Origin of the sequence: Cupriavidus pinatubonensis (assembly GCF_019602855.1) — a bacterium.
Lineage (GTDB): Bacteria > Pseudomonadota > Gammaproteobacteria > Burkholderiales > Burkholderiaceae > Cupriavidus > Cupriavidus pinatubonensis.
The window spans coordinates 1,366,487-1,382,519 of record NZ_CP080767.1 but is presented as its reverse complement, the minus strand read 5'-3'; the positions used below and the strand labels follow the sequence as shown (position 1 = coordinate 1,382,519).

Genomic DNA, 16,033 nt, shown 5'->3' with positions numbered 1-16,033 from the left:
CCTTCCTCGGTAGCCCTCGTCGCCGATCCCGCCGCAAGGGTGTGCGGCGCACGACGCAAGGAAATTGTAACGGTACAATCAGCGGCGGCTGCCGCGCTCTCGTCCGACCGAAAGGATACGCAAGGCGCGCCGCCTACGCCATTACGTAAAAATACATAAGTAGATGCCCGCCATCGATTACCAGACCGCTTTCCAGCTCGCCCCCGTGGGGCTGGTGCTGTCCCGCGAGCGCAAGATCGAAGACTGCAACGACGAGGTCTGCCGCATCTTCGGCACCACGCGGCAGGCGCTGATCGGCGAATCGTTCCAGGTACTCTACCCCACCGCAGACGAATTCGAGAGGGCCGGCGCACGCATCGTACCGATCATGAACAAGCGCGGTATGTACTCGGACGAACGGATCATGAAGCGGGCCAGCGGGGAACTGTTCTGGTGCCACGTCACCGGTCGCTCGCTGGACCGATCTCAGCCGCTGGGTGCGGGCATCTGGACGTTCGAGGACCTCTCCCAGAAGCGCCAGGTCACGGCGGAACTCACTGCACGCGAGCGCGATATCGCCGCGCAGCTTGTGGAAGGCAAGACCAGCAAGCAGATCGGCAAGCTGCTGGCGATCAGTCCGCGCACCGTCGATATCTATCGGGCGCGGCTGATGAAGAAATATGGGGCCAGTACGTCGGTGGATCTGGTGCAGCGGTTGGTGAACCACTGAGCGCTTCCCTTGCGCTGGTTCCGTCGTATCACCCTTCGATGATTGCCCTGATCTCCGGCGGCACCGGCACCGACTTTTCGATCGAGTAATCGCACCACACCACCTTGGCGCCGCCCTCAGCCCACACCACATCAGGCATGTCGGTACGCACGATTTCCATACGCGTCTCGAAGCTCGTGCGGCCAAGCTGGCCGGCATAGAGCCGGCATTCGATCGTGCCCGGATAGCGCAACTGCTTCAGGAACGTCATATGGGCATTGATGATAACCGGCCCCTGCCCGTTCGGATCCTTGCCACCGCGACCGAGCGACGCAAACCACTCGATGCGCGCCTGTTCCAGGTACTGGAAATAGACGGTGTTGTTGACATGGCCCATCGCGTCCATGTCGCCCCAGCGGATCGGCAGGACCGCTGTAAAGACGTGCTTCATCACGATCTCCAATGCAACAGGCCCGCCGATACCGACGGGCCTGCCCGATGATTTAGCGCTTGGCGATCGAGGCTTCCGCCTTGGTCACCAGATCGGCGCCAATCTGCTTCTTCCACTTGTCGTAGACCTTGGCGGTGGCCTTGCGGAAGGCGTCATGCTCGGCCGGCGTCAGGTGCGTGACCTTCACGCCGTGGGTCTCCATGTCCTTCCACGCCGGCGCGCCCGGCTCGGCCAGGCCCTTGCGGGCCAGCGCGATTTCTTGCTTGCCGGCGTCGATGGCGGCCTGCTTGACGATCTCGCGGTCAGCCGGCGTCCAGCTTTCCCAGATCTGCTTGTTGACCACGAAGATCAGCGGATCGGCCACGTAGCCCCAGGTCGTCACGAACTTCTGGCCCACCGTGTACAGCTTGGCCGCGGCGAACACCGATTGCGGGTTCTCCTGGCCATCCACGGCGCCCGATGCCATGGCCGGCTGTGCATCGGCCCAGCTCATCTGCGTCGGATTGGCGCCCAGCGCGTTGAAGGTCTCGATGTACAGCGGCGAGCCCACCACGCGCAGCTTCATGCCCTTGAGGTCTTCAGGCTTGTGGATTTCCCTCTTCGAGTTGGACACTTCGCGAAAACCGTTTTCGCCCCATGCCAGCGGCACCACTCCCGCTTTTTCCAGCGTCGTGAAGATGTGCTTGCCGACTTCGCCCTGCGTCAGCGAATCCAGCGCCTTGTAGTCGGGCATCAGGAACGGCAGCGAGAACAGGTTCAGCTCCTTGACCTGCGGCGACCAGTTGATGGTCGAGCCCACGGCCATGTCGATCACGCCCTGGCGGATCGCCGAGAACTCGCGCGTCTGGTCGCCGGCGACCAGCGAGGTGCCCGGGTACAGCTTGATGTTGATGCGGCCGTTGGTGCGCTGCTTGACCAGGTCGGCCCAGATCTCGCCGCCCTTGCCCCACGGGAATGCCGGGCCGAGCACCAGCGACATCTTGTACTCGGGCTTGTAGGTCTGGGCCATGGTGGCGGCGGGCGCAAAGGCGGCAGCGGCGATCGTGGCAGCGATCGACAGCATCAGGGCACGGCGTTTCATCAGGTCTCTCCTCTTGGGAATCGTTGCTTGCAGCTTGTTTTATGTAGCGGGCATCAATAGCCCAGATAGTCCGGCAACCACGTCGCCAGCGGCGGATAGGCCAGCACCATCAGCATGGCGATGAACATCGCCAGCAGCATCCAGACCACCCAGGGCACGGTCTCCTCCATGCGCACGCGGGCAATCCGGCACGACACCATCAGGTTCACGGCCAGCGGCGGCGTGAACTGCCCCAGCGCCACCTTGAGCGTGAGCACCACCCCGAACCACACCGGGTTCCAGTGGAACGCGGTGGCGATCGGCAGCAGCAGCGGCACGAAGATCAGGAAGATAGAAATGCCGTCCAGGAACATGCCAACCGTCATCAGCAGCAGCACGATCAGCGCCAGCACGCCGTATTCGCCGAGACCGGAGTTGGCGATCGCGTTTGCGAGCGGGTCAATGACGCCGAGCGTCGACAGCGCATACGCGAAGATGCCAGCCAGCGCGACCACCAGCAGGATCACGGCCGAGGTCTCCGCCGCCTCCTGGAAGATCACGAACAGGTCCTTCATGCCAATGCTGCGGTAGATCACCATGCCCACGAACAGGCCATAGACCACCGCAACCACCGCGGCTTCGGTTGGCGTGAACCAGCCGGCGCGCATGCCACCGAGAATCAGGAATGGCGCGACCAGGCCCCAGGCTGCCTCGCGCAGGCTCTTCCAGAACGGCGGGCGCGGCAGCGCGGCTTCGATGGCGCCCATGTTGTGCTTGCGGGCCAGCCACACCGCCGGCACGATCAGCGCCACGCCGGCCAGCACGCCCGGGATCATGCCGGCCGCGAACAGCGCAGGCACCGAAGCACCCGGCACCAGCACGCTGTAGATGATGAAGGCCACCGAAGGCGGAATCAGGATGTCGGTCGCCGCCGCGGCGCCGACCACTGCCGCGCTGTACGAACCCGGATAGCCGGCCCGCGACATCGCCGCGATCATCACGCCGCCGACGGCGGCCGCGTTGGCGGGGCCAGAGCCCGAAATGCCGCCGAGAAACATGGCCACCAGAATGGCGACCAGCGGCAGCATGCCGGGGCCACGCCCGACGATAGCGATGGCAAACGTCACCAGGCGCTGCGCCACGCCAGAGCGATCAAAGATCGATCCGACCAGCACGAACATGGGAATGGCCAGCAGCGGATACTTGGCCAGACCGGCATAGAAGTTCTGCGGCACGGCCAGCAGGCCGAACATCTGGGTATCGAGGTTCGACAGGCCGATGGCGACAAGCCCGCCAAGGCCCAGCGATACGCCGATGGGCACGCCCAGCAGCATCAGGCCGATAAAGACCACGAACAGGATGATGGCGACCAGTGTCATGGCTTGCGCCCCGCTTGTTCGTTGCGGGCGGCGTGCAGCGCCTTGAGCGCGCGCACGTTGCGCGCCATCAGCCCGAACGCGCGCAGCGCGATCGCGGCCGACAGCACGGGCAACCAGACCGAGTACCACCAGCTCGGTACGCCGATGCCTGGGGACGTTTCGCCAAAGGTGTATTCATCCCACGTAATGCGCGCCCCCAATACTGCCAACGCGATAAACATCACGGCGACCGCCAGCGCCGACAGGATGGCCAGCCGTTTCTGCCGTGCCTCGCTGCCACGCTCGAAAAAAAATTCGATACGGATATTCCGATCGCGCGCCACGGCCGCACTGCCGGCCACTAACGCGAGCACGATCATCAGAAAGACCGAGAATTCCTCGGTCCATGCGAACGATTCGTCGGTGAAGTAACGGACCACCACATTGGCGAAGGTGATGCAGACCAGCAGCACCATCACGATCACGCCGATCCAGTCCTCGACGCGGGGTGACACCCGGAAGTCGGCGTCTTGCGCCTCGTCTGCCGCCTGCGGGATGACCGCGGAATCGACGACGTGTTGCGGCACGGCGTCACGCCGTGCCTGCTCTTGTTGCTCCATCTCCCCGGCCTCCGGTCCGGGCTGCTCGGGCGAATCAGGCTGATCGGCCACCGCAGCTTATTTTGTATGTAAAGACTTAATCAGAAAACATGGCGGATTATGCCAAGACTGGGCCGCCCTGTATCGGGTTTTATGATTACCCGAGTGGAAGACACGCTCGAATATCGCCCAAGGGGACCGGATAAGCCCTGGAACGACCCATGAAAAACGCTGCCCGCCGGCTTTTGGCCCGGGCAGCGGAGCGGCGTCTCGACGCCTGTTGCCTTCCCCCTTTGGGGTCAGACCATGCCGTCGTCGGCGGTGATCACAGCGCCGTTAATGAATTGCGACTGGTCAGAAGACAGCAGAAGCAGCAGGCCATCCAGGTCTTCCGGCTTGCCCAGGCGCTTGCGGGGCAGCATCTGGATCAGCTTCTGGCCGGCATCGGTATCCCAGTGATGGTGGTTGATGTCGGTGTCGATATAGCCGGGGCAGATCGCATTCACGTTGATGCCGTGGCGCGCCCACTCGAGCGACATCGCTTTGGTCATGTGGACCACCGCGGCCTTGCTCATGCAGTAGATGCCGATTTGCGACAGCACCTTCAGGCCAGCCACCGACGCGACATTGATGATGCGCGCCTGCGGCAGCGGGTTGCCATTCTTCTCGGCGCCCTTCGCACGCGCAATCATGCGCTTGGCGACTTCCTGCGCGACGAAGAAGGCGCCGCGCGTATTGGTGTCGAAGACAAAATCGAAGTCTTCCGTGGTGACGTCGGTCAACCGTTGCGTCGTGGAGACGCCCGAATTATTGACGAGGATGTCGATGGATCCCGCCTCGGTTTCCGCGTGCGCGACAGCCGAACGGATGCTGGCCTGGTCGGTCACGTCCAGGCGCACCACATGGGCGCTGCCGCCATCGGCCTCGATCGATGCGCGCAGGTCCTTGAGGCGCTCGGTGCGGCGCGAGGCCAGCACCACCTTGGCGCCGGCGGCGGCGAGAACGGTTGCAAAACGCGAGCCCAGCCCGCTCGAGGCACCGGTCACCAGCGCGACCTTGCCCTCCAGATTGATCGACAAACCCATATCTGCCTCTGTGTGCCCGCTGACCATGTGGCGTACCCTGCCTAACGTGATTCGAAAGGCAGGATACCAAAAAAAAGAACGACCGTTCCAAAAAAAATCTTGCCTGAGGGTGACGAGTCCCGGACAATGCCGGAGATTCTAAGAACTTGGCTAGTAAAGGGAAAGAGGGAAAACGCGCGGAACCGCGCATCCTGGCGCCCTTTGCGCGCAGGCCGGTTCGCTACGAACAAACAAGCATTTCCCACAATTGCAGGCAAGGCGCCAAGAAACAGAGGGTTAGAGACAATGGATCAGCAGCAACTCCTGGAGCAGTTCGGGCCACGTGAGGCCATGGAATACGATGTGGTCATCGTCGGCGGCGGTCCTGCCGGCCTGGCCACGGCCATCCGCCTCAAGCAACTGGCACAGGAGAAGGGCAACGACGTCAACGTCTGCGTGCTCGAAAAGGGCTCGGAGCCCGGCGCGCACATCCTGTCTGGCGCCATCATGGACCCCCGCGCACTCAATGAACTGTTCCCGAACTGGAAGGAACTGGGCGCGCCGCTGAACCAGCCCGTCACCGAGGACCGCTTCCTGTTCCTCAACGAATCCGGCTCCAAGGGCACCCCGAACGCGCTGCTGCCGGAATGCTTCCACAACCACGGCAACTACATCGTCAGCCTGTCCAACGTCACGCGCTGGCTGGGCCAGCAGGCTGAAGCGCTGGGCGTGGAAATCTTCCCCGGCTTCCCGGCCGCTGAGGTGCTCTACAACGAAGACGGCTCGGTCAAGGGCGTGGCCACCGGCAACATGGGCATCGGCAAGGAAGGCGAGCCCACCGACAACTTCCAGCTCGGCATGGAGCTGCATGCCAAGTACACGATTTTCGCCGAAGGCGCGCGCGGCCATCTGGGCAAGCAGCTGATCGCGAAGTTCAAGCTCGACGCCGGCAAGGACCCGCAGAGCTACGGTATCGGCATCAAGGAATTGTGGGAAATCGACCCGGCCAAGCACAAGCCTGGCCTGGTGGTTCATACCGCCGGCTGGCCGCTGGATCCGGCCACCTACGGCGGCTCGTTCCTGTACCACATGGAAGACAACAAGGTCGCGGTCGGTTTCGTGGTCGGCCTCGACTACAGCAACCCGTGGCTGTCGCCGTTCGAGGAATTCCAGCGCTTCAAGACCCACCCGGAGATCCGCACGTTCTTCGAAGGCGGCAAGCGCCTGTCCTACGGCGCGCGCGCAATCACCGCAGGCGGCCTGCTGTCGCTGCCGAAGACCGTGTTCCCGGGCGGCGCGCTGGTCGGCTGCGATGCTGGCTACCTGAATGCCTCGCGCATCAAGGGCAGCCACGCCGCGATCAAGACCGGCATGATGGCCGCTGAAGCCGCCTATGACGCGCTGCAAGCCGGCCGCCAGGGCGACGAGCTGACCGCCTACCCGGCCGCGTTCGAGCAGAGCTGGCTGCACAAGGAACTGCTGCAGGCCAAGAACTTCAAGCAGTGGTTCAAGAAGGGCCGCACCACCGCCACGCTGATGACCGGCATCGAGCAATGGCTGCTGCCGAAGCTCGGTATCCGCAACCCGCCCTGGACCATCCACCGCACCAAGCCGGACCACGTCTACCTGAAGCCGGCGGCCGAGTGCGAGAAGATCGTCTACCCGAAGCCGGACGGCAAGCTGACCTTCGACCGCCTGAGCTCGGTGTTCATCAGCAACACCAACCACGAAGAAAACCAGCCGGCTCACCTGACGCTGAAGGACGCCAGCGTGCCGGTCAACGTCAACTGGGAAAAGTTTGCCGGCCCCGAAAGCCGCTACTGCCCGGCCGGCGTGTACGAGTTCGTGCAGGACGAGGCCTCCGGCAAGGAGCGTCTGCAGATCAACGCGCAGAACTGCGTGCACTGCAAGACCTGCGACATCAAGGACCCGACGCAGAACATCGTGTGGGTCACGCCGGAAGGCGGCGGCGGCCCGAACTATGTGAACATGTAAGGGCTGTGCCCGGCCATTGGCCGGGCCTCCAAACGAGAAGAGGCACCCGCGGGTGCCTCTTCTCGTTTGATGCGGTGTATCAGCGGTGGACGCCCAGACCGCTGCTGGTCAGCAATTGCTCGTAGATGAAGCACTGAAGCAAGGTCATCTCGCGTTCACCCAGTACGTCGAACGAAATGCCGAAGGACGGGAATTCGGCGTCCGCAGTGTCGCTGGTAACGGCGCGGACCCAGGCATCGGCAACGATCTCGCTATCGAGCGATGCGGTGCGCAGGCGGAAGCGTAGCTGCACACGGCTGCCCGTGACGGGCGCCGGCCCGGCAGCATGTATCTGCGCTCCTCCGGTGCTGAGGTCCGACACCATGACCAAGCGCGCGGCACCGTTTGCCATCTCGGCGGAAAACGCGTCTTGATCCGCCTCCTGAAAACTTTCCTGCGACTGGGTCATGTAGGCAGCCATCCGGGTCGGCACACGTGCCGCCTTGCGCACCGGCATCTGGTCAAGCTGCGAGGGCGCCGACAACACCAGATAGCGAAACGGGCTACGGCAGACCGCGGTGATCGTCGAGGTAAAGCTGTGGATGACACGGCCCGAGAATCCGCGTAGCAGCAGCGTATCGCCCGCTTGCACAGGCAGATCCCGCCCGCCCAGTTGCGGCCAGGTCATGAACAAACCCTGTTCCACGAAGCCGATCAAGCGGCTGGCCGCGGCGCGGCTGTTGTCGCCCGGCTGTTTGACGTGCAATAGTGTCCCGACCTGCAACCCCAGCGGGCCCCGCGGAAGCGGATCATCCTGGGAATCCCCGCCCGAATCCGCTTCCAGGCGGCACAGTTCGCCATGGCGGAACACCAGCGCCACATCGCGCGTATCGGGAATAACGTTGCCGCTGCCCAGCACCAGATTGCCGTCGCCGTCTAGCAGCGACCAGGGCAAGGGTGCCCCCACGGGAAGATCGTTGGGCGAGAGATGGATCATGATTACTCCGACATGCGATGCGGCCAAGGCCTGACAGATTGTGTGGCGACTGCGGACTGCGCAGTATGCGCCACCCGTTTCATATCGACGCGTATCGGAAAACATTGAGCGACATTTTCAAGCGCGGGCGGCCGCCTCTTGACGATCAGGACTCCGATCGGCAGAATCCAATCCAAATCTGTCTGACAGCCTGACATCTAAGAATCGTCGTGGATATCCTGCCCCGCCCGGCCTCGCTGGCCAACCGCATCGCCCAATCGCTACGCGAGGACATTGCCGCGGGCCGGTTCGCAACCGGCGCGCGCTTGCCCGCCGAGTCGGCACTGGCCGAAACGTTTGGCGTGAGCCGCCCGATCGTGCGCGAGGCGATCGCTTTGCTTAAGGCGGACGGCATCCTGGTAACGCGCAAGGGAGCTGGCGCCTACGTCTCTGATACGCCAGGCGGACAAGCGTGGCGCGTCGCCAGCGCACCGGACGGCGGTCCGACGCTGGCCCAGCTGTTCGAGCTGCGCATGGTCGTGGAAACCGCGTGCGCCGAAATGGCCGCGGCACGCAGGACAGAGGCGGACCTGCTGCAGATCCGCGAGGCACTGGCTGGCATGCAGGACCAGGCCGGCGATTTCGCGGCCGCGGCTGCTGCCGATATCGCGTTTCACCACGCCATCGCCCAGGCCGCGCACAACCCGTGCTTCACCGGGCTGACCGATTTCGTCAGCCAGCAGATGCTGGCCGCGCGCCAGCGCGCCTGGGAAAACACCGCCCGCTTGCAGGTTCGGGACGGCGCCGCGCGGGCCGCGGATTCAGAACACGCGGCGCTGGTGGACGCGATTGCCGGCGGCAACCCGGCCACTGCGCGGCAGGCGGCACTCGACCACCTGAACGCCGCCGCCGGACGGCTGGGCCTTCGCCTGGCCTGAGACGGTTAGGCGCATATCGAATACAGCATCAACCAGAACAAGGGAAAGACTATGGAGAACGTCGATTGCGTGGTGATCGGTGCAGGCGTCGTCGGGCTGGCTGTCGCCAGGGCGCTGGCGCAGAACGGGCGCGAAGTGATCATCCTGGAGGCCGAGAATGCGTTCGGCACCATTACCAGCGCGCGCAACAGCGAGGTGATCCATGCCGGCATCTACTATCCGGCCGGCTCGCTCAAGGCCGAACTATGCGTACGCGGCAAGGAGATGCTGTACGAGTACTGCGCCTCGCACCACGTTGCCCATCAGCGTTGCGGCAAGCTGATCGTCGCCACGAGCGAGGCGCAGGTCGCCACGCTGGAAGGCATCCGAGCGAAGGCCGCGGCCAATGGCGTGCATGACATGCAGCTGCTGACCCGAGCCGAAGCGCAGGCCCTGGAGCCGCAACTGCAATGCCACGCCGCCCTGCTCTCGCCATCGACCGGCATCGTGGACAGCCACGGCTTGATGACAGCGCTGCTCGGCGACGCCGAAAGCGCGGGCGCGATGTTGGCCGTACAGTCGCCGGTGCTGCGCGGCGCGATCACGCCTGCAGGCATCGAGCTTGAAGTCGGCAGCGAGGACGGCGGCAGCACCACGCTGCTGGCCCGCTCGGTCGTCAACTCGGCCGGCCTGACCGCGCCCGAACTGGCTCGGCGTATCGACGGCATGCCGGAAGACCACATCCCGCCGCAGTATTACGCCAAGGGCTGCTATTTCACGCTAGCCGGGCGTGCGCCGTTTTCGCGCCTGATCTATCCGGTGCCCGAAGCCGCCGGCCTCGGCGTGCACCTGACGATCGACATGGGCGGGCAAGCCCGCTTCGGCCCGAATGTGCGATGGATCGACGACATCGAATACAGCGTCGACCCCGCTGATGCAGACAGCTTCTATGACGAGGTGCGCCGCTACTGGCCGGCGCTCGCCGACGGGGCGTTGCAGCCCGGCTATGCCGGCATCCGTCCGAAGATCAGTGGCCCGCATGAAGTTGCCGCCGATTTCCGCATCGATGGCCCCGCGGTGCACGGCGTGCCGGGACTGGTTCACCTGTTCGGCATCGAGTCCCCGGGGCTGACCTCGTCGCTGGCCATCGCCGAACGCGTGGCCGCCGAATTGTCCTGAGCCGCGCCCGAGCCGCTACGGAAACTCATCGCGGCACAGATGGCACCCGCGGCAGCAGCGGCCGCCGCAAGACCGAAGGTATGCGCGGGGGCGAGCGCCTTCCAGGTCCAGCCCATCACCAGCCCACCCAGTGTGCCGCCAACGCCGTAGGAAATCCCCGTGTACAGCGCCTGTCCCCTGCCCTGCAGCGGCCCGGCGAACCAGTGCTGCAGGCGCTTGAGGCTGGCGCTGTGGTGCGCGGCAAACGTGGCGGCGTGGAGCACCTGCACGGCGGCCATCAGCCACAGCGCTTCCGGAAAGTAGCCGGTCAGCCCAAATCGCACCGCGGCCAGCACGAAGGTCCCGGCCAGGATCGTCCCGAGCGGCACGCGCGCGAACAACCGGCCCTGGAAATAGAAGAACACGATCTCGGCAACCACGCCGATCGTCCACATCACGCCGATCGCAAACTTGCTGTACCCCAGCCGCTCCAGATAGAGTGAATAGAACACGTACAGCGCCGCGTGCGCGAACATCATCAGGAACGCCGACGCGAAGAACCACGCCACATCGGGCCGCCGCAGCAACGGCAGTGCGGGCGGCGGTCGCACGCGCGGACCCTCGTCGGGCGCGTCGCGCATGCCGAACACCATCGCCATCAGGATCGCGAGCATCGTGCTGGCGACCCATGGAAAGGTCTGCATGCCGAGTTGCTGGAACAGCGCGCCGCCCGCCAATACGGCTGCGATGAAACCGACCGAGCCGAACATGCGGATGCGGCCATAGCGGTGGTCAAACGCGCCGTAGCGGCGCAGCGTGGAAATGGTCAGGGCATCGCCGAGCGGCGACATCGCGCTGGTGATGAGGCTGATGGCCACCATCATTGCCATCATGCCGCCGTAGCTATGCACGGCCGGCAGCGCAAGGAACGCGGCGAGTGCGCCCACGGCCGTGAAACGCAGGATGCGCACGCGCGTGTGCATCATGTCCGAAAGCCAACCCCACAGGTACGGGCCGAGGATGCGGCTGAACTGGAATGAGGCCATCAGCACGCCGATCTGCACGGCGTTGAAGCCGCGCGCGGCGAAGAACAGGCTGACGAACGGCGAAATCACGCCGACGTAGCCGTAGTACCCCAGGTAGAAGAGACCGAAGCGGCCATATTCGGGCCGCGCCGGAACGGCGCTGACGGTCTCGGGCGCCGCGGCCAACTCAGCCCGACTGGCCAGGGGCCTGCGCGGGGATGCGCGGCGTGTCCACCTTGACGTCGCCGCACTGCGCGCGATGGCGCAGCGCGTGGTCGACCAGCACGAGCGCGAGCAGCGCCTCGGCGATCGGCGTCGCGCGGATGCCCACGCACGGATCGTGGCGGCCGAAGGTCTCGACCGTCGCGGCATTGCCGGCCTTGTCGATCGACTCGCGCGGCGTGCGGATGCTGGAGGTCGGCTTGATCGCCAGCGACACGGTGATGTCCTGACCCGTGGAAATGCCGCCGAGGATGCCACCCGCGTTATTGCCGCGGAAGCCCTGCGCGGTAAGCTCGTCGCCGTGCTCGCTGCCGCGCTGCTCCACGCTCTTGAAGCCGGCGCCAATCTCCACGCCCTTGACCGCGTTGAGGCCCATCATCGCATGCGCGATATCGGCATCGAGGCGATCGAACAGCGGCTCACCAAGGCCCACTGGCACATTGCTGGCAACGACTTCGATGCGAGCGCCGACCGAATCGCCGTCGCGGCGCAGCGCGTCCATATAGGTTTCGAGTTCCGGAACGATGTCCGCATTGGCGGCGAAGAACGGGTTCTCGGGCACATGCGACCAGTCGCTGAACGGCACCTCGATTTCGCCCAGCTTCGACATATAGCCGCGGATTTCCGTGCCGAACTGCTCGCGCAGCCACTTCTTGGCCACGGCGCCCGCCGCCACGACCGGTGCGGTCAGGCGCGCCGACGAGCGGCCGCCGCCGCGATAGTCGCGGATGCCGTACTTCTGCCAGTAGGTGTAGTCGGCATGCCCGGGGCGGAACGTCTCGACGATATTCCCGTAGTCCTTGCTGCGCTGGTCGGTGTTGCGGATCAGCAGGCAGATCGGCGTGCCCGTGGTCTTGCCTTCGAACACGCCCGACAGGATCTCGACCTGGTCCGGTTCCTTGCGTTGCGTGACGTGCCGCGAAGTACCCGGCTTGCGGCGGTCCAGGTCGCCCTGGATATCGGCTTCGGTCAGATCCATGCCCGGCGGGCAACCGTCCACCACCGCGCCGATGGCGGGCCCGTGCGATTCGCCGAAGGTGGTGACAGTGAAGAGCAGGCCAAGGGTATTGCCGGACATGATGGAAACCGCACAGAAATTGGGGACGGCCTACATTGTAAGGCCATTGCCGCCGGTTCTGCGCCCGCTTGCCGCTCAGCGGCGCGACAGGTCGCCGCTGAGCGCGGTGGCGGGATCGAAATCGGGATAGAACTCCTGGCGCATGCGTTCGACGTAGGCGACGAGGTTGGAATGTTCTTCCGCGGCCGTGCGGATCGGGGTGTCAAAGACCGGGCACAGCAGGCTGCCGGCAAACGCGAACAGCGTGGCATCGGCGCCGCATGGCTTGCCTCCCATCAGGTACTGGCGGTCGCCAAGGATGTCTGCGATCGATGTCACGCCCTTGTTGGCCAGCGCTACCAGCTCTTCTTCGCTATGCCGCCCCAAACCCTGATTCCACAATGTGCGGCGCACCTTGTGCCGTACGAGCCGCTCGGCCAGCCCACGCATCGGCGCGGGCACGCCCCGGAAGAACTGCGCTGGACCGCGCTCGAAGTTCGCCTCATCGAGCCACCGTACGCGCGCCACGGCCCAGTACAGGTTGTCTTCCATGAGCTTCTCGGCGGCCCAGGCGATGCCCCGCTCTTCCGGGCTCAGATCCCCATCGAAATCGATGTGGTAAGTTTTCTCGATATGCCAGCGGATCAGCGTGGAATCGGCCACGATGCGCCCCATATCGTCGAGATAGGGCAGCTTGCCCTTGGGCGCACGCCGCAGGCTGCCGCGCCTGGTCTCGTATGGCAGGCCGGCGAGCTTGAGCAGCATTTCGGCCTTCGTGACGAACGGGCTGGCGTCGGGAAGGCCAAAAGCGGGTCCGAACGTGTAGAGCGTCAGCATGGCGAGGTCGGAAAGGATGGCGTCAGAGCGCCGGCTAGCGCCATTCGCCGCGCAGCGAGGTCACCATCTGCTGCAGGCCTTCCGGCGTAGCGCTTTCCGGCGGCACCGGCTCGCCCACGACGAGCTCAAGCCGGCTCAGGATGCCGCGCCGGAACGGCCGCGTCATGGCCGCCCCGCCCTTGCGCGAGAAGAAGCTGCCCCACAGGCCGCGCAAGGCCATGGGCACCACCGTGACCGGCGTGCGCTGGATGATCTGCTGCACGCCCTGCTTGAACGGATTGATCTCTCCGTTAGCGGTGATCTTGCCTTCCGGGAAGATGCAGACCAGGTCCCCGTCCTGCAACGCAGCGGCCACGTCATCGTAGGCCTTGGCCAGCAGCGCGGGATCTTCATGCGCGGGCGCGATCGGAATAGCACGCGCATGCCGGAAGAACGACGACATCAACGGGACCTTGAAGATGCGATGGTCCATCACGAAGCGCACGGGGCGCGGGCTGGCAGCCATCAGCACCACCGCATCGGCGAAGCTCACGTGGTTGCAGACGAGCACGGCCGGGCCGTCTGCCGGGATACGCTCGGCATTCACCCGACGCAGCCGGTACACCGTATGCACCAGGATCCAGGCCACGAAGCGCAGCAGGAATTCCGGTACCAGCGAGTAGATGTAGATCGCGACCAGCGCATTGAGCAGCCCCACCACCAGGAACAGCTCCGGAATGCTGAAGCCCGCCTGCGTGAGCGCCACGCCTAGCAGCGAAGCGCCGATCATGAAAAAGCTGTTGAGGATGTTGTTCGCGGCGATGATCCGCGCACGATGCGTCGGCGCACTGCGGCTCTGGATCAGTGCATACAGCGGCACGCTGTAGAAACCGCCAAACATCGCGAGCAGCAGCAGGTCCGCCAGCACGCGCCAGTGGCGCGGCTCGGCAAGGAAGCCGCCGATACCCGTCAGCGTGCCGCTCGCCTGCCCGTGGCTGGCGAAGTACAGGTCCACGGCAAACAGCGTCATGCCGATCGAGCCGAACGGCACCAGGCCGATCTCGACATGCCGGCCCGACAGCCGTTCGCACAGCAGCGAGCCGATGCCGATGCCGATCGAGAACACCGCGAGCAGCAGCGTCACCACGTTCTGGTCGCCACCAAGCACGTCCTTGGCAAAGCTGAAGAACGACGTCAGGAACGTCGCGCCGAGAAACCACAGCCACGAAATGCCAAGCAGGCTCAGGAAGACCGTGCGGTTCTCGCGCGCCAGCATCAGGTTGCGCCAGGTCTCCGTGAACGGGTTCCAGTTGATGCGCAGGTCGGGCTGTGGCGCGGGCGACACGGGCACGCCGCCGGACACGACGCGCCCCGCCACGGCAATGGCGATGCAAGCGATGCCGACGTACAGCGGACCCATGAGCTTGCCACCCTGCTCCAGGCCTGCCATTTCGCCGCCGATCAGCGTGCCGATCAGGATCGCGACAAAGGTGCCCATCTCGACCAGCCCGTTGCCGCCAACCAGTTCGGTTTCGTCGAGGTGCTGCGGCAGGTAGGCGAACTTCACCGGGCCGAACAGCGTGGAATGCAGCCCCATCAGGAACGTGCCTGTATAGAGCAGCGTCGCGCTGTGCCAGGCAAATCCGGCGCACCCGAGCACCATGATGGCGATCTCGAGCGACTTCACCAGTCGGATCAGGCGCGACTTTTCGATCTTGTCGGCGATCTGCCCGCTGGTCGCAGAAAACAGCACGAACGGAGCGATGAAGATCGCAGAGATCAGGAATGCGGCGCTGCGGGCATCCACGCCCTCGAACAGTGCCGTGTGGTAGGTCACCAGCGAGGTGAAGGCGACCTTGAAGACGTTGTCGTTCATCGCCCCCAGGAACTGGGTCCAGAAAAATGGGGCGAAACGGCGCGCGCCGAGCAGTCGGAACTGGCTGTGTTGGCTCATGTTGGCAGGCCCGGGGGCCCGGATCGGTTGGCCCCGGGATTCTGCCGGGGCGGCTTTCCGGCCGCCATCATGCCATCAGCGCATGGCCGGACTGCACCGGGCCGGGACAGACCAGGCCCGGCGTTGCTCAGTCTGCGCGCTCTTCGGGCCAGTCGCGGATATAGGCCTTGAGCATCTTGTTCTCGAAGCTCTGGTCTTCCACCACGGCCTTGGCCACGTCGTAGAACGAGATCACGCCCATCAGCGTGCGGTTGTCGAGGATCGGCAGGTAGCGGGTGTGACGCTCCAGCATCATGCGGCGGACCTCATTGACGTCGGTCTCCATGGTGCAGGTGAGCGGCGCATCATCCATCACCTTGCGGATGCTGGTGGTGCCGACGCTGCCGCCGTTCTTGGCCAGCGTCTCGATGATCTCGCGGAAGGTCAGCATGCCGACCAGGTCGCCGTACTCCATCACCACCAGCGAGCCGATGTCGTGCTCGGCCATGGTGTGGACGGCAACCAGCAATGCGGTGTCAGGCGTCACGGTGTAGAGCGTATTGCCCTTGATCTGGAGGATGTCGCTGACTTTCATATTTGTCTCCGCTACCGGTGCCTGCGGCATGGCGCCCGATGGGGCCTGATGCCTGATCTTTTCTGTTGCTGGGAAATTGGGATTTGCGCGGACAAGGGGGTGCCCGTGCGCCGATCCTAGCCGAAATCAGCCGCATAAGT

General features: G+C 64.7%; 15 protein-coding genes. 4 read left to right on the top strand and 11 right to left on the bottom strand.

Annotated features, from left to right (window positions below; genetic code table 11):
* The first annotated feature begins 163 nt into the window (after positions 1-163).
* Positions 164-709 carry a PAS and helix-turn-helix domain-containing protein gene (locus K2O51_RS19000; protein ID WP_220631502.1) on the top strand — a complete coding sequence of 182 codons (546 nt, stop codon included), beginning with the start codon at positions 164-166 and terminating at the stop codon, positions 707-709.
* A gap of 28 nt (positions 710-737) precedes the next feature.
* On the opposite strand, the gene K2O51_RS18995 is transcribed toward K2O51_RS19000, so the two are convergent.
* The 5 genes from K2O51_RS18995 to K2O51_RS18975 form a co-directional block, all read right to left on the bottom strand.
* Entirely contained in the window at positions 738-1,139 is a 402-nt protein-coding gene (locus K2O51_RS18995) for an acyl-CoA thioesterase (protein WP_011297439.1), read from the bottom strand.
* A gap of 52 nt (positions 1,140-1,191) precedes the next feature.
* On the bottom strand, positions 1,192-2,220 hold the full coding sequence (locus tag K2O51_RS18990) for a DctP family TRAP transporter solute-binding subunit (RefSeq protein WP_041679555.1): 1,029 nt from the start codon (positions 2,218-2,220) through the stop codon (positions 1,192-1,194).
* Between the two features lie 53 nt (positions 2,221-2,273).
* Positions 2,274-3,578, bottom strand: coding sequence for a TRAP transporter large permease (locus K2O51_RS18985; RefSeq protein ID WP_011297437.1), 1,305 nt, complete (start codon positions 3,576-3,578; stop codon positions 2,274-2,276).
* Positions 3,575-4,177 (bottom strand): TRAP transporter small permease, encoded by a 603-nt coding sequence (locus K2O51_RS18980; protein ID WP_220631501.1) that lies wholly within the window; start codon positions 4,175-4,177, stop codon positions 3,575-3,577. The genes K2O51_RS18985 and K2O51_RS18980 overlap by 4 nt, the downstream gene beginning before the upstream one ends.
* 278 nt (positions 4,178-4,455) lie before the next feature.
* Complete coding sequence (locus K2O51_RS18975) at positions 4,456-5,241, bottom strand: SDR family oxidoreductase (protein ID WP_041679554.1); 786 nt, start codon at positions 5,239-5,241, stop codon at positions 4,456-4,458.
* Between the two features lie 285 nt (positions 5,242-5,526).
* Between K2O51_RS18975 and K2O51_RS18970 the strand changes: the two genes are divergently transcribed.
* Positions 5,527-7,215, top strand: a complete 1,689-nt coding sequence (locus K2O51_RS18970) for an electron transfer flavoprotein-ubiquinone oxidoreductase (RefSeq protein WP_011297434.1) — start codon at positions 5,527-5,529, stop codon at positions 7,213-7,215.
* 79 nt (positions 7,216-7,294) lie between these two features.
* On the opposite strand, the gene K2O51_RS18965 is transcribed toward K2O51_RS18970, so the two are convergent.
* Positions 7,295-8,191, bottom strand: coding sequence for a flagellar brake protein (locus tag K2O51_RS18965; protein WP_140950005.1), 897 nt, complete (start codon positions 8,189-8,191; stop codon positions 7,295-7,297).
* Between the two features lie 209 nt (positions 8,192-8,400).
* On the opposite strand from K2O51_RS18965, the gene K2O51_RS18960 reads away from it, so the two are divergent.
* Both K2O51_RS18960 and K2O51_RS18955 read left to right on the top strand, forming a co-directional pair.
* Positions 8,401-9,108: a FadR/GntR family transcriptional regulator gene (locus tag K2O51_RS18960; RefSeq protein ID WP_140950006.1), complete on the top strand. Its 708-nt coding sequence runs from the start codon at positions 8,401-8,403 to the stop codon at positions 9,106-9,108.
* Positions 9,109-9,159: 51 nt separating this feature from the next.
* Positions 9,160-10,266, top strand: coding sequence for an NAD(P)/FAD-dependent oxidoreductase (locus K2O51_RS18955; protein WP_140950007.1), 1,107 nt, complete (start codon positions 9,160-9,162; stop codon positions 10,264-10,266).
* Here the strand turns inward: K2O51_RS18955 and K2O51_RS18950 are convergent.
* The 5 genes from K2O51_RS18950 to K2O51_RS18930 all read right to left on the bottom strand — a co-directional run bounded on the left by K2O51_RS18950 (position 10,188) and on the right by K2O51_RS18930 (position 15,893).
* Positions 10,188-11,456 carry an MFS transporter gene (locus K2O51_RS18950; RefSeq protein WP_011297430.1) on the bottom strand — a complete coding sequence of 423 codons (1,269 nt, stop codon included), beginning with the start codon at positions 11,454-11,456 and terminating at the stop codon, positions 10,188-10,190. The two genes, K2O51_RS18955 and K2O51_RS18950, sit on opposite strands and share 79 nt — an antisense overlap.
* Before the next feature lies 1 nt (position 11,457).
* Entirely contained in the window at positions 11,458-12,570 is a 1,113-nt protein-coding gene (gene aroC, locus K2O51_RS18945; protein WP_140950008.1) for a chorismate synthase, read from the bottom strand.
* A 75-nt stretch (positions 12,571-12,645) separates the two neighbouring features.
* Entirely contained in the window at positions 12,646-13,386 is a 741-nt protein-coding gene (locus K2O51_RS18940) for a glutathione S-transferase C-terminal domain-containing protein (protein WP_011297428.1), read from the bottom strand.
* A 34-nt stretch (positions 13,387-13,420) separates the two neighbouring features.
* Positions 13,421-15,319 (bottom strand): MFS transporter, encoded by a 1,899-nt coding sequence (locus K2O51_RS18935; RefSeq protein ID WP_011297427.1) that lies wholly within the window; start codon positions 15,317-15,319, stop codon positions 13,421-13,423.
* A gap of 127 nt (positions 15,320-15,446) precedes the next feature.
* Positions 15,447-15,893: a CBS domain-containing protein gene (locus tag K2O51_RS18930; protein ID WP_011297426.1), complete on the bottom strand. Its 447-nt coding sequence runs from the start codon at positions 15,891-15,893 to the stop codon at positions 15,447-15,449.
* Positions 15,894-16,033 lie beyond the last annotated feature (140 nt).